The sequence below is a fragment of the Paenibacillus nasutitermitis genome, from assembly GCF_014641075.1.
GTDB classification, from domain to species: Bacteria; Bacillota; Bacilli; order Paenibacillales; family Paenibacillaceae; genus Paenibacillus_Z; species Paenibacillus_Z nasutitermitis.
The window spans coordinates 482,370-497,044 of record NZ_BMHP01000003.1; the positions used below are offsets into that span (position 1 = coordinate 482,370).

Below are 14,675 nucleotides of genomic sequence, written 5' to 3' on the forward strand. Positions count from 1 at the left end.
CGTTTTTGTTTCATTTATAGAATGGGAGTGCCTCAACAAAGCAAGGGAGATACATAAATGCCTATTAAGAAAAAAGTAACGCTTCAGGATCTGGCTTCGCAATTAAATTTGTCTGTTCACACAGTATCCAAATCTTTGAGGGGTTTGCCTGGGATGTCAGAGGATACTCGTAAGGTGGTTGTTGAGCTGGCCAGGCGCTCAGGCTACCGGACCAAAGAGCAGGAACGGGGACTGGCCGTTGAGCACATTCCACAATTCACTTCGAAGCCGCGGACATTCCTTTTCATTGTGATTGAAAGAATGCGTTATTCCATCATGCATCAATTGATACTCAAAGGGCTGCAGGAGAAGATGAGCGAGTTCGGACACAGTGTAAAAAACTTGGTTGTGCCCAACAGCATCGAGCCTCGGACGTTCGGAGATTGGCTGGAAGAGAACAATGTGGAATATTCGGATGGGGTGTTCATTCCGCCCTCTATAGGTGAGAGACTTGAGCGTCGACTGCTGGCCCTCCGCGTCCCCCGTATTATGATCAATTTTCCCCCGCCAAGCGAGAAGGTGGACAGCGTCATTTGGGACGTGGGAACTGCTATTCACCAATCTGTGCGGTATCTAGTCTCGATGAATCACAGAGCGATCTTATATATCGGGGACACGACGACCTCCCGCGGCTTCAGAATCCGATGGCAAGCGTTCCGGGCTGCGATGGCAGAAGCAGGTGAGGAAGTGGATCCGGGACAGCATGTTATAGGAAGGATGACTGGCAAAGAGATGTGGGTGGGTGAGGTTATCGACAAATTAAAGAAAACGAAACCGTCAGCCATTCTGGCTGCGGTCCCGTTTGATTTGGCGTGGATCTATTATGCATGCAGCGTAGCAGGAAGACGAATACCGGAAGATTGCTCGCTCATCGGTCTTCAAGACCACAGGAACGAGCTGATTCCGAACTTATCACGGCCATTGCTGCTCGTTCAGGAATCGGGAATTCGGGCAGCCGAGCGAATGTTGTGGCGCTTGGCGAATCCGATTCAGCCTTATGAGAGCACGCTGCTGCAAGGGACTTTTTTTGCTGGAGATACCGTAGTGCCTCGATTGCAGTAGTAGTGGATGTAGGAAGGCTTGTAGAGTATGTTATAACCGTTACCCACAGATCATCGTCTGTGGGTAACGGTTATAAATGAGACAAGAAGATTCCAAACGGGGTGATCCCCATCGATCCCAACATCAACCTGAATCTTTTCCCCGTCGGATACTCTTGCGTGAGGACAAGCGGTATTCAAGAGCAGCCTATCGAATAACGCCTCAGCAGCTTCAGATGTACCGATCATTTCGCCCGCTACAACATAATAGACGCAGCAACAATCCCTTCAAGCAATCGAATGGCATCCTGATCCAGCTTCCGCGATTTTTTCAAATCGCTCCTCTGTCGACCATTCCTTGCCGTTAACACCAAGCCCGCTCATGGCCCACCAGGACTGTTGAACATGTAAATGATACTTTCCCATATGATTCCTCTCCTCAGTAAAGCGGGTATTTCTGACGCAGGTCCTCCCTATGCAGTACATTGGAGTCTTCGCGGATATAGTGGCAAACATAGGATCTGCGCCAACGGTCTTTACTACGGTTCTTATTCGACGAGTGAATAAGCAACTCGCTAAAGAAAAGAATGTCGCCTTTCTCCATAATAACCGGAATTTGTTTGCTGGTATCAATGCCTTCCGTTTCTTCGGTCCAATCTTCGTGCTCTTCGATATTTTTAACTGCACCATGCGGAAGCAAGCCTAGCTTATGAGTGCCCGGAATCACCCACAAACATCCGTTCTCTATATCTATCTGCTCTTCCATCGCCGTCCAAGCTGCAATCATGGTCATGGGATCATTTTTAATATAATAGTAATCCTGATGAGACGCTTGTCCTTGGGATCCAGGCTCCTTATAGAAGTACATACTCTGCACGCAGACGGCTTCCTTCCCCATTAACTGAGTCAGTACACCACGAGCAATGGCATGTTTCATTAATTGACGTGAAAAGCTGTCGTGTTTATGTGGATTAAATAGCCTACGAGAGAATTTTTTGCTATCCTCACAGGCAGCCCAATCGGGTACTGGTTCCTGATGGCGAATATCATAGATATGTCCATTAAAGGCATCGATTAAATCGGAGCTCATTCCCTTTTTATACAAAAAGTATCCATTCTCTCTAAAAAACTCGATCTGCTCGTTAGTTAACGGTTCTAGCGGTAATGCTATAGAATTATTCATCCGTTCCACTCCTCATCAATGAAGTAATTTCTTCTCTTTCAGATTACACGGAGGGATAATAACGAACAATGGCTAAGATTTGCGTAATTGTATCTGTAATTGATAAACCGCATGTTTTCTCCTATAATGAAATAGAGAGGATGCGATATTCCTTATGAATAATTCGAATTATATTTCGATCCCTATAAACGTCATTAAGTCCGTATCGGCAGGATCCATCGTATATCCGCCAAGAGGCCGTTTTGGGCCCCGCATACAGTCGGACATTCAAATCGTTATGCTGTATTCCGGCGAGATGAATGTAAACATTGACGGTCGTTCCGTTCATGCAGCACCCGGACAGGTCATGATGTTAATGCCTGGCCATGAGGAAATGTTTACGTTTTCCCGTACGGAGGATTCCTGGCATCGCTGGATTGCGATTCATGCGCCAATGCTGGAATCAGAAGTACTTGAGCAGCTCAGCTCCCTGCCAATCTGCCTTCCGATTTCCGAGGAAATGAATCGGCTCTTAGACTTGATATTACGTATTCAACAGCATACACAAGCTGCGGATCCTTTGCTCATCAGTTTAGGACTTGCCGCATTGCAGCTTTATCCAACAGAGTCTAAGCTTGAAATGCAAAAACAGGAGAAGCATCCCGCTGTCTATGCAGCGCTCGCCTGGATAGCCAATCACTATATGGATGAGTGTACCTTGAAACAAATGGCTAGTCATGCAGGAGTATCCTCTGAGCATCTTGTGCGGCTCTTTAAGCAGCACGAACACACAACGCCCATTCAGTACGTATGGCGTTATCGTGTTGACAAGGCTATTGGTCTGCTGACAAATACAGGGCTAAGTGTATCGGAGATTTCTCAACGCTGCGGTTTCAAGACATCGCACCATTTCGCGCGCCTCGTGAAAAAGACAACAGGCTGCACAGCTTCTGAGATACGGGAACAATCCTGGGGCGGTTTTCTTAACCTTTGAGAAAAATAGGATAAGGTGTCATACCTCCATCAACAAAAAGGGTTACCCCCTTCACATAGCTCGCTTCTTCCGAGGATAACCAGCTTAGACCGCCGTTAGACTCCATTGTGGCTAGGGGATTATATACACCCTCTTTACGCTTCTTAGCGAAATTCAGATTACATGAATGGCAGTCGGCACACATCATAACCTGTAATGGCAAGCTTTTCATTAGCAGGTATCCGCCCGTTCACCTCTATATACCTGATCCCTTCGCTTATTGGGCTGTATTCACAAGACAGTGTAACTCCTTCGCTTTCAAAAGTTGTTCTTCGAAGAACCGTTTGCCGAGAATGTACACTAGAGTGGGTATTATCATGAAATTGTGCTTTACTTGATGCAACACGGAACGCTTCAAACTCACCCGCTTCCTGCTCGCTGGATACCTGAACAACGAATCCGTTTCCAGTCAGTACGAACGTCTTTGGATCAAAGTCTTTTACTTCTCCTTCGTAATTGTAAAATGAAAGTACCAGATAACCGTTCACCCGCTCTACCTTCACAGCAGCACGCCGGCCATGGTTCGTCAACATAAGTGGATGGAATGCCATATAAACAGCCCCGTCCTTCACGAATACTGGACATGGCTCTAAGCTTTCTCCGGTCAACTCTTCCAGTCGCCTATCCCCCAGCCAAATGCTGTCCGGTTCACTATGTTGGCATGGAATGAGAATAGATAGCTTCAGACTTGTAACCTGCAATCGGCCAATTCTCTTGGGCTTGTAAAGAACCATGGCCGTATTCTGATGTTGAAAAGCCAGCTTCCGTCCTTCATCCCATAGGGAATGTTCCGGCGAAGTAACCGACATCCGTTCATATTCATTCGACTGCCCCGGCTTCTTATCATTAATCACATACTTCGTGTATATGGACCGAGAATTTTGCAGCGACGTTTCCTTATGGGGATCGCAACGCAGCAGAATATGAAAAGAATCAGTTTGCACTCCGTTATGAAACTCATGAGTGGAGGTGCCAAGCGAGAAGTTCTCCGTCATATAGGTGGTATTAGAGCCAACTCCCGCCGGATACTCCACCATATCTTCCGCTAATACAGGGTCCTTCGGCTGTTCCCAGGCATGGGCATCTGAGGATGAAGAAAATTCTACAGTACCTGACACTTCATGAGGATAGATCTTATTAAGCGCATGCTTGACGAGCTCTTCCGGGCAATGATAAATGGTATTCATCATGCTAGCTGCACTTACTTGCAGAAAAGCCTTGTTCATATGAATCACAATTTCAGGATCTGCATCCCGAGTGCTAAACAGCGTATTGAGAAGGTTAACAGGAAGCAGATCGCCAAGGACCGCATAGATGGCAAAATGCTGAGTATGTCCAACGGAATCAGCCGTATATGCTCGAGAGTAAGGTCCTGCCACCTGAGAAGTAGGAAGATGCAAGCGACTCAATTGATCCGCCCATATGCGTTGTTCGCATTGCAGGGCAATCTCTCTCAGTTCCTCATCCTCTACATAGTTAGCTAATTCAGCCAAAGCTTCTAATTGAATTCCAGTATAGGTAGGACTATTGAATTCACTGACAAAGCCTCGCCGAGTAAGCATCGCCTTCAATTGATGAAGGCGTTTTGCTCCAATCTCGACAAGATGCGGGCGCGATAACAGCTTTCCACCAATTAGCGCGATGAATGTGCTCATGCACGGGAAATTATCATTTACCCCGACAAAGTCCATTTCTTCAGACGCGCTCTCCTCGATCGTATCCTCCAGGTAGCTATATAACTTATTTCTAGCATCGTCTGTAAGCTGATCGTTATATTTCATAACAATTTGTATAGCAATCTTCGGAGCAAAGTGGCAAAAGTCGTAATGGCTTGCTTCAATTATGTTGTTTCCAGTCCGACAAGCTTCCACCGATCCCTCGGCCAGGAACGAATAAGCAAACCATAACCGTTCCCTTATCGACGCGATATTATCTAGACCGCAATAATTACCATTCTCGTCAAAGTCCTGCAAATGATATTGTGCGAGCAGCTTCATAATATTATCGCTTCTCTGTTTCTGTTCCTGTAAACCGTAAAAAGACGTTTGCATGATTCATACTTCCCCTCAATGTATGCGCTAGCGCTCTAGTGTTTTAGTGCTCCAATCCTTCAACCAGCATCAGCAGTGTCATGGATTGACCGTATGGCATCGGACAAATCGGAATGTCGCGATATTCTTGGAGTGTGCGGCCCATCCCGGTACCATAGGATACGCCGTGTACGACCCCATCAGGGTCAATCTTTGATACGACCGCGTTATAGGCTTTCATGCCAACCTCACTGTATATTTCTGGTAAATAACCTTTTCGCACTGCCTTTAGAATGCCATAAGCGAAAGCAGCCGTTGCTGACGTTTCGGTGTAAGATTTCGGATCATCCAGCAGGGTATGCCACATGCCGTCCGCCGCCTGCAATTCAGCAAGCTTGGAGGTTTGCTGTTCTAAGGCGGATAGAAGCAGCCGCTTAATCGGCTTAGGAAGCTCTATCATTTCCAGGTAATCTACGAGACCTGCTGTGTACCAAGAATTGCCGCGAGCCCACAGAGCTTCGGCGAAGTGGTAATTGCCGTTAAAGGTCCAACCGTGGAACAATAATCCCGTACGGCGGTCAGTTAAATATTTGAGATGAAGAAGGAACTGATACATGCTTTCATCCAGATAGCTTTCCTTTTCAAGCAGCAGACCCATCCGACAAACGAACAGCACCGTCATATACAGCGTGTCGTCCCACAGCTCGCCTTCATTTAATTGTCCTGAAACAACGTGTTGAATGCCGCCCTCCACCGTTCTTGGCATCTCCATCACCGCATACTCAGCCCATTCCCGGCACAATGTCATGTAATCCTCTCGCCCGGTTTCCTCCGCAAGGAAGCTTAGCGTTAGCATCGGGCACATCGTATTCACGTTTTTGGAAGGGAGACCCTCTGCAATGCTTCGGTCAAACCAATCGATTAAATACTGCTTGACCTCTTGTTTATTTGTCTTACGATAGTATAAATAGAGTGAAAACAGACCGACACCCTGCGGCCACTCCCAGTTTTCCATGGAAATAATACCGATGGGACAAGTTTCTTCCATAGCACCGCCCTTTAAATGCTTGAGCTGTCCGATTACTCTTTCAATGATGGCGTGAGCCTCTGTCTTGGTAAGAACCCTCGTTTCATTCATTACTCTTCACCGCTTTCTATTTTATGGGGGTCAAGGATAAGCTCTGCCAACTTCCTGTCTCCTTCGAACAATGTTGCAGATCTAATTTCCATGTAGGTTTCACGAGGAACCTCTCCATCTTTATAGGAAGACTCTACAAGACGCAATCTAGCTGCAAAAGCGGTTGCTTCACTTAGGCTGCTCATGCCATCCGCATAATAAATCGCCCAGCCGGATTCCAGCCTCGGTTGCTGAAGGAGCACTGATTCTCCAGCATAAAGCACTTGCCTTAATCTAAGCGTATCGCCGTCCATGACGAGATGAAGTGCAGGCATCTGGCGAGCAAGCTCGCCGTAGGCAATGCCGAGCAGCGGTGCTATCAGCACTGCCGACTGCGGATACTGCAAGATCGTCCATTCTCGGCCGTCGGCTCCCAGTCCTGTTCCCGGTTCGCCTGTCCAACGGTTCACGACCCACTCATCGGATAGCTCGCTTACTTGGTTATGAATTTGGCTCATACTGCGCACAGCCAATACAGCATTGTTCTCCTGAATTGACCTGAGCTGGGTATCCGGATACCACGTTTCCTGAAACAGTGCCGGTCCTAAATACGCCTTCTGGTAGGCCGCCGGATGGGTTCTTACGCTTTCACCCGTATTCGCATACCAGCGCAGGTAGGAAACCTGATGCCCTTCGACAGCGAGGGATACCGGATATGATTGCCATGCTAAGCCCCAAGTCGGCCATTGATAGGAGCCTGCGATAACTGGGAACCGGTTCACACTGCCAATCCTTCCCGTTACCCCAACCCATGTATACGCATAGCTCGAATCCATGATCCGTTCAGTCCGACTTCGCCCAACCGGCAGCTTCAGCGCAGTCTTCTCCTGCCAGAGCTTCTCCTCAAATAACAGATAGGACAAGCCATTCCATAGACCGCCCCCAGTCTCTGCTTCGAGCGATAGACGGGTTTCCATTCCAGCTAACCGCCACATTAAGCTGCTCGGGTGCAGCTCGCCTTGAACATTATAGGAACGGATAGCTGGCACAAACTCATAGCCCTCATGAAATCGGACATAATCCACCAGTCCGTCCATCACTGTTCGAATCCTTTCCAGCAGCCCCTGGTCCTCGGCATGCAAGGAAACTTTTGCAATTTGAAGTGCATTCATGATGATCTGTATATAGACCAAGCTAATGTTCTCGCCCCAGCCCCAGCCTCGGCAACATGTATAATCCATCCATCGCTCGAAGAAGGCTACGCCTGCTTGATAGTGATGCGGCAAGCTGCGAATTTTTGAAATAGCCAGCAAAAGTGCGCCATCACTCACGATTTTATTCGAATAATACAAGATCGCCTCCTCTAACTCATGCTCGAACCAGTCTGCTCCTTGATCCAGCATTCGATCCAGCAGCTCCCGATGAGTCGCGGGCACTTTCTCTTCCAAGTAAAGCCGCAGTACAACCAATGGCATTAGAATGAAAAAGGCTGCATTCGAGTCGTTGACTCGTGTTTCTTCCCGGTACCAACGAAAGGCTCCATAATACGAACTCGTCTTGTCCGTAATCTGTAAATCTGCAAGTGACTGGAGGATTTGCAAGCCTTGCGTCTCTTCCAACACTCCCAGTGCAGTACCAATTGCATAATACGCAGCGGTAGAGCGCCCATCATGCGCTTCTAGAACTTGGGAGCCTTCAGCCGTATGTCCCGGCCTGCCTAGATTCACAAGACCGTCTTCCACCCTGAGCATGCGGCCGAACTGTTGCCACATTTCCCGCCAAACCCGTTCCGTTTGCACGTTCATGCCTAGGTCCTCACTCCATTCCTGTTATTTAGTTCTTCCTGTACCCGCCAGATCTTGGCAGCGCATTCCGACAAAAGCTCCGGTATACCGTATTTTGTATATATTTATCGCTATATCCTCAGCAGTTCAAAAGTTTTTTAAAAGGGAATCGCTTATAAAATAACGATTCCCTTTGTTGTATACCTAATAAGATTTAATCAGGTTACTTATTATTCACTTGTTTATACAGTTCATTAGCTTCTTTCGCTAATTGCTCGCCGCCTTGTTCATTCCATAGCTTCACGAATGTATCAAAGTAAGAAACAGGCTTCGCACCGGAAATAATCGACATAAATGTTTCATCCTTCAGCTTAAGAAGATCCGCCCAATATTTTCCTGCCGACGGCAACACGTCTGGTTTACCGAATAGATCCACTTTTGGCATGTTATATTGTTTAGATTGTTCTACGATGATCGGGTTCCATTTATCAGCAACCTCTGCGGCAAACTGACGAGTGAACGGATTAAAGGATGCGCCATCGCCAAGTCCCATTCCATAACGCTTATCCAGGTTATCATGCGGAGCCAACAGCTTGATTCCTCCTGCTTGCTTTTGGCCAGCGTCTTTGTAATCCCAGTGTTCGCCTTGTTTGCCAAGAGACAGCTCTAGGAATCCTTCCTCGCTCATGGTCGTTGCTTCAAGAATTTCCATTACTTTTTTCATTTTTTCTGGATCTTTATCAAGCTGCTTTCCGAACGCAATAATGTTACCGGCAGCTCCCCATGCCCAGTCCCCTTGACCTCCCGATCCTGTTGGCAGTGGCGCAAATTCAATCTTTGCATCCGGGTTCGTCTTCTTGGCCAAACTGATCATGGAGCTTTCATTCGTTTCATCCAAATCTAGAACGCCGCCGTAATCGTAGTAAGCAAGCTTACCGGCAATAAACTTCTCTCTATATTCCTTGCCTGTAATAAAGTCTGGATCAATATATCCCTTTTGGTACCAATCAGCCAATTGAGTTAAGGCTTCTTTGGCTTCCGGCTGAATAGCGCCATTCACTACCACGTCGGCTTTCAGCATCCATTGCGGTGGAACAGTCCCGTAAGCAGGGAATATTTGCTTAAACAATGCGAACCAAGCGTTGCCGGGAGCACCGGAGGATAATCCGTATACGCCAATCTTCTTAAGGGCTTCGAAAGCAGCAGTCATCTCATCGATCGTGGCAGGAATTTTATCGATGCCTGCTTTCGCTAGCAAATCAGTTCTCCACTCCGCTTTTGCATTAAATCTTCCGCTCGGATAAAAGGTTGTAACCCCATAGTTTTTACCATCTGATAAAGAATAGTACCAGCCTTGCGGAGCGTCCTTATCCAACGCTTCTTTGTATTTTGGCATGTTTTCTGCAATTGTATCTACAGGCACTTCAGCTAATAATCCTTGAGATGCATACTTTTGCAAGCTCACTGGATCCAATACGAGCATAACGTCAGGAATTTCCCCGCCGCCAAGCGTAATTTGCTGTTTTTGTGGATAATCTGCATAAGCAATGAGGTAAGGTTTAATTTTTACAGTGAACTTCTCTTCAATTAACTTCTGACCATAGGCGTTTTCTTCCGTCAATTGCGGAACCATCCAGCTAATCTCGATTGGCTTGTCGGAAGTAGACTGTGAGTTGTTTGCAGCCGTTGCCCCTGGTTTTTCATTTGACTGGGAACAGCCGGCCGCGACAGAAGCAGTAAGCATGGCAATTAGAGTCAATTTAACCACATTACGATACCCTTTCAATTTCATTTGTTGACCTCCTCATATTTGTATAAATAATTTATTATGAAAGATCTCTCAAGGTATACGAGACCTGCATAATCACGATATGGCTTCACTTGATATTTTCAAGCTAACCTTTTACTGAGCCAAGCATAATACCTTTAACGAAGAAGCGCTGAATGAACGGATAAACCAGCAGGATCGGTAATGTAATGATCATAATGGTTGCAGATTTTAAAGTGACAGGTGTGTATAAATTAAGCTCTCTGGCAGGGTCAATGGCAAGAATAAAAGCGTTGCTCTCATCCAATACCGTTCTGCGCAGAAACATCTGCAACACTTCATACTGCGGGCCTGAAGTATAAATCATAGCATCAAACCAAGCATTCCAATGAAAGACTGCTGCCCAAAGACCAACGACGGCTAGAACCGGTGCAGATAGTGGAATTACGATTCGGGCGAACACTATAAATTCATTGGCGCCATCCATTTTGGCTGATTCAATAAGCTCAGGATGAATGGATTGCATGAAGTTTCGCATAACAATAACGTTAAACCCCGAAACCGCAGGCGGTAGTACCAACGCCCATATCGTATTGATTAAGCCTAAACTTTTCACTACAAGATAGGTCGGTATCAATCCGCCGTAGAACATTAAGCTGAATGCCATTAGAAACGTAATTTGCTTACGATGCGGAAACGATTTAATGGATAAGGGATATGCTGTCGTTGCAGTCAATAGCATTAGGAAGATTACACCTGCAACCGTTCTAATTACCGTATTGCCGTAAGCTCTGTATACTTCAGTATTGCTTAACACTTTTTTAAATGCGTCAAATGTAATTTCAGTGGGAAAAAAGTGCAGTCCCGGCAAATTAGCCGCATGCGGTGTACTTAAGGAATACGTCAATACATTCATAAAGGGATAAAGCGTACTCAATGCAAGCAATAATAAAAAACACACGTTAAATATGTCAAATATTTTTTCTCCAAGTGTTCTGCGAATCATCGTTATTCCTCCTACCATAACCCTTGATCTTTGTCATAAAACTTCACTAGTCGGTTGGCGGTTAGGACTAATATTAATCCTACTAAGGAAGAGAACAATCCTGCAGCCGTCCCCAGCTCATAGTCCATGGAAAGCAATCTTCGAAGTACATACGTATCTAGAATATCTGCTACTTCCATCGTCGTTGCCGTAGTCAGGTTATAAATTTGATCAAAACCAACATTCAGGAAGTTCCCAATGTTAAGAAGAAGCATCGTTATTATAGTTGGCATTAACGAAGGTATTGTAATATGTCTTACCTGCTGCCAGCGACTGGCGCCATCTACAATTCCAGCTTCATACAGCGTAGGATCAATACCCGACATTGCGGCAAAGTAAATAATGGAGCTCCAGCCCACTGTTGCCCAAATATCTGTTATTACGATCAAGCCGAAAAACTTATCCGGATCCATTAACCAATTGATAGATTCAAAGCCCAACATTTTCACTATCTGATTTAAGGCGCCGTCTGTGCTTAAAAAGGTAAATAGCACACTGGCCAGAATGACCCAAGAGAAGAAATGCGGCAAATAAGTGACAGTTTGGATGGTGCGCTTAAACCACGATTTGCGTACTTCATTCAATAGGATTGCTAAAACTATTGGAGCCGGGAAGACGAATACATATTTCAGAATTGCAATAATTGCCGTATTTCGCAGTGCTTTCAAGAAGCCGGGTCCGCTAACTAATCGTTGGAAGTGTTCTAAGCCAGCCCATGAACTGGCCCATACACCCTCCAATATTTTGTAGTCCTTGAATGCGATGATAATCCCATAAATGGGTACATAGCGAAAAAGAAAAAATAGCAGGAAGCCCGGAAGGAACATTAGAATTAATCCCCTGTGTGATTTGTAAGTTTTTAAAAGTTGACTCAATTTTCTCCCTCCTTCTGACTGTTGTTAGGTGTTGAACATGAATTGAATGTACCGTTTAATACAATTAGATTGCAATTGCCAATAATACGGTTCACTTGTTTGGTGAAGCAATACACTCATTTAGCACCAAGAAGGACTAATGTCTCTTGCAAATTTTAGTTCGATTATCAATTTTTCGTAACAGCCATTTTAGAGCTTAGTGTTAATTATCAGCGTTGACACTGCTCAGACTAGGAACTAGTATTAATTTATATTTGAACAATCGCTAATAAGCTGAAAGAGGAATTATATGAAGCTATCTCAACTATCACATTGGAAACAATGGGCAGGTCGGCAGTGGCTTGCTATTGTTTTATTGCTCTCCTTAATTCCTATTCTGTTTTTTGGAACCATTCTATATTGGACAGGCACCCGAATTGTCGAGAAGGAAGTGGAGCGTTCCTCCCTTCATTCCATTATTCAAATGAAGGATCAAATGGATTTGCTGGTCAATCAAATAGAGGAGTTCACAAATCAGTTTTCCTTGCAGTCGAACGTTACGGAACTGCTTAAAATAGGAACCAGCCCTTCGATTGGTTCTCTTCCTTTGACAGTTTCATTAATTAATGATCTGTCCATGTTTGCATTTTTATTAAAATCGGTAGATTCCGTTTACTTATATCATGTGGCCCAAGATACTGTTATTTTTCAAAGTGGGGTAGCTTCCTTCAACGGCCCTGCATTGCCGGATGCTAACTGGCTGGACGATGTGGAGAAGGCTGCGGCAACCGGAAAGAAAAGCTTTTGGATCGCCCCCCGCCCTATTGTTAAATTTACAAACAGTCCGCCCGAAAAGACCGTTTCATACGCCCGTCTTCTGCCTTACGTTAATAATGAAATGAAAGCGGTTGTAATAATAAATATTAAAGAGTCTTATTTGCGCCAGCTTATTGGGAACTTCCCGTTTGACTCTGATGAGGTTCTGATGATCTTCAATGAGAATAACGAGCTAATTACAGCAACAGATACTTTCAGGGACCTTAGCAAGGAGGATATAAGCAACATTACTGCTGTATGGAAGGACAACGAAAAACCTTCATCCACTTTTCGGATTAGCAATCCAGATTCTTTCGTTACCTATAGTCATTCAGACAAAAACAACTGGACATATGCCTTGCTAATTCCAGCTGATGCTCCAATTAAAAGCGTCCAATCTTTGAAAAGCATCATAATAATTACTACCATCGTTTTTTCTTTGCTCGCGTTAATTACTTCCTATCTTAGCTTTCAAAAAATTCAAAATGTCGTACGCCGCATTGTGAAGCTTTTAAATCGAAGCAATGATGTTAGCGACTCTGAAGAATCAACGGCAAGTCCGTCCTTCAATCTGAAGATCGATCAAATTGAACAACGAATTGTAAAGTTAATGGGGGAAAACCAGGATTACAAGCAAAAGCATCTCGAGCATAATGCGGTAATGCGCAACAACTACTTGCACTCGCTCTTACTAGGGCAAATCGAGAATGAAGCAGATGATGAGGCGGAGTCACGGTCACAGCTTCCGCATTCTTTCATCCACCCTCATTATTCCGTATTCATGATTGAGATGGATATTGTTAAATCCGGTGACTCAATTAAAGAATGGGACGAATCGCTTTTCTTATTTGCAGCAGCTAATATCGCTCAAGAATTGCTAAGCGAAATTATGCCGATCGAAACCGTCCTTATTCCGAGACAAGCCGTTGCGATTCTGAATTTACCTGAAAGCTTTACGGAACGGAATTTGCAAGATGCCGCTGAATCGTTAAGACAAACCATTTTGAAAATATTAAAGCGCTCTGTTACGATATCAGTCGGACGAAAAGCATATTCCATCCATGAGTTGTCGGATACTTACAACTTAGCGGGGCTGGCTCTGCAACGGCACTGGCTTGGCGATGGCAATGAAGTTATTTTGCCAGGTGGAACCATTCGCGAAGAAGCTGCTATTGCCCATTATCCATCTATTTGGGAAGATCGGCTTTTCAGGCAAATACGTTCTGGAGACAAGCAAGGTGCCAGTGAAGCTTTGAATCAATTTCATGAGGAACTGCAAGCGCAAAACATCCCTTTTAGCCAAATAAAAACATTTTACTTGCAGCTTCTTGTTTCCTCCATTCGCATATTCGGCAATGAACGAGATGTGATGGATAGCAGGAAATTATATGACGAATTTATGCGCTTGAACAAGTTAAATGAAATAACGGATTGGATGTTTCAGGTTTTTGCTGATTCTTTACCGCAAGTAATCGAGAAGCTGAATAAAAGGCAGAAAGAAGATTTTGAAAGCAAAATGTTTCAAATCATTGAGAACAGATATGCCCATGACCTATCTTTGCAAATGATTGCAGACGAATGCGGCGTCAGCACGTCTTATCTCAGTGAGTTGTTTAAAAAACGCGTAGGAATAACATTTATACAATATGTTACGAATTTCCGAGTTGAGAAAACGAAGCAATTGCTTCAAAACACTGACCTGAACTTAGCTCAAATATCTGAAGCGGTAGGATATTCAAACGCTCCCCAGCTAATCCGGGTATTTAAAAAGGCGACCGGCACCACACCGGGAGATTTCCGTGCTCGGAAATAAAGTGATTCGCAATAAGCCCTTTGAATTTGCTATAAGCTTGGAGGCAAGATCGCTATGTCAGACGTTTGGAAATGGAGAATGCTGATCTAAAAAAGTGTTTGGCCATTACGAAGGCAGAGGTGTACCAGAGAAGCATAAGCTCGTCGAGGGGTTGTGTTGCAAAAATTAAAAACG

General features: G+C 45.0%; 11 protein-coding genes. 3 read left to right on the top strand and 8 right to left on the bottom strand.

The genetic code is table 11. From position 1 onward, the window contains the following. The first annotated feature begins 57 nt into the window (after positions 1-57). Complete coding sequence (locus tag IEY46_RS21155) at positions 58-1,101, top strand: LacI family DNA-binding transcriptional regulator (RefSeq protein WP_188994753.1); 1,044 nt, start codon at positions 58-60, stop codon at positions 1,099-1,101. 266 nt (positions 1,102-1,367) lie between these two features. Here the strand turns inward: IEY46_RS21155 and IEY46_RS21160 are convergent, their stop codons facing one another. Both IEY46_RS21160 and IEY46_RS21165 read right to left on the bottom strand, forming a co-directional pair. After that, complete coding sequence (locus IEY46_RS21160) at positions 1,368-1,505, bottom strand: hypothetical protein (protein ID WP_188994755.1); 138 nt, start codon at positions 1,503-1,505, stop codon at positions 1,368-1,370. A 13-nt stretch (positions 1,506-1,518) separates the two neighbouring features. Continuing rightward, entirely contained in the window at positions 1,519-2,262 is a 744-nt protein-coding gene (locus IEY46_RS21165; RefSeq protein WP_188994757.1) for a phytanoyl-CoA dioxygenase family protein, read from the bottom strand. Positions 2,263-2,416: 154 nt separating this feature from the next. Here IEY46_RS21165 and IEY46_RS21170 point away from each other — a divergent pair, with 154 nt between their 5' ends. Further along, positions 2,417-3,235, top strand: coding sequence for a helix-turn-helix domain-containing protein (locus IEY46_RS21170; RefSeq protein WP_188994759.1), 819 nt, complete (start codon positions 2,417-2,419; stop codon positions 3,233-3,235). Positions 3,236-3,393: 158 nt separating this feature from the next. On the opposite strand, the gene IEY46_RS21180 is transcribed toward IEY46_RS21170, so the two are convergent. The 6 genes from IEY46_RS21180 to IEY46_RS21205 all read right to left on the bottom strand — a co-directional run bounded on the left by IEY46_RS21180 (position 3,394) and on the right by IEY46_RS21205 (position 11,893). Next, on the bottom strand, positions 3,394-5,271 hold the full coding sequence (locus IEY46_RS21180; RefSeq protein ID WP_188994761.1) for a DUF8769 domain-containing protein: 1,878 nt from the start codon (positions 5,269-5,271) through the stop codon (positions 3,394-3,396). 97 nt (positions 5,272-5,368) lie between these two features. Continuing rightward, the gene (bglB, locus tag IEY46_RS21185; protein WP_188994763.1) at positions 5,369-6,442 is read right to left on the bottom strand and encodes a beta-galactosidase BglB; all 1,074 of its coding nucleotides are present in this window, start codon (positions 6,440-6,442) and stop codon (positions 5,369-5,371) included. Continuing rightward, positions 6,442-8,226 carry a hypothetical protein gene (locus IEY46_RS21190; protein ID WP_188994765.1) on the bottom strand — a complete coding sequence of 595 codons (1,785 nt, stop codon included), beginning with the start codon at positions 8,224-8,226 and terminating at the stop codon, positions 6,442-6,444. The genes bglB and IEY46_RS21190 overlap by 1 nt, the downstream gene beginning before the upstream one ends. Before the next feature lie 202 nt (positions 8,227-8,428). After that, on the bottom strand, positions 8,429-9,997 hold the full coding sequence (locus IEY46_RS21195) for a type 2 periplasmic-binding domain-containing protein (protein ID WP_188994767.1): 1,569 nt from the start codon (positions 9,995-9,997) through the stop codon (positions 8,429-8,431). 103 nt (positions 9,998-10,100) lie between these two features. Continuing rightward, on the bottom strand, positions 10,101-10,979 hold the full coding sequence (locus IEY46_RS21200; RefSeq protein ID WP_188994768.1) for a carbohydrate ABC transporter permease: 879 nt from the start codon (positions 10,977-10,979) through the stop codon (positions 10,101-10,103). Between the two features lie 11 nt (positions 10,980-10,990). Beyond that, on the bottom strand, positions 10,991-11,893 hold the full coding sequence (locus tag IEY46_RS21205; RefSeq protein WP_229750443.1) for an ABC transporter permease: 903 nt from the start codon (positions 11,891-11,893) through the stop codon (positions 10,991-10,993). Positions 11,894-12,182: 289 nt separating this feature from the next. Between IEY46_RS21205 and IEY46_RS21210 the strand changes: the two genes are divergently transcribed. Further along, a complete protein-coding gene (locus IEY46_RS21210) occupies positions 12,183-14,501 on the top strand; it encodes an AraC family transcriptional regulator (RefSeq protein WP_188994770.1) in 2,319 nt (772 codons plus the stop codon). The last annotated feature ends 174 nt before the right edge of the window (positions 14,502-14,675 follow it).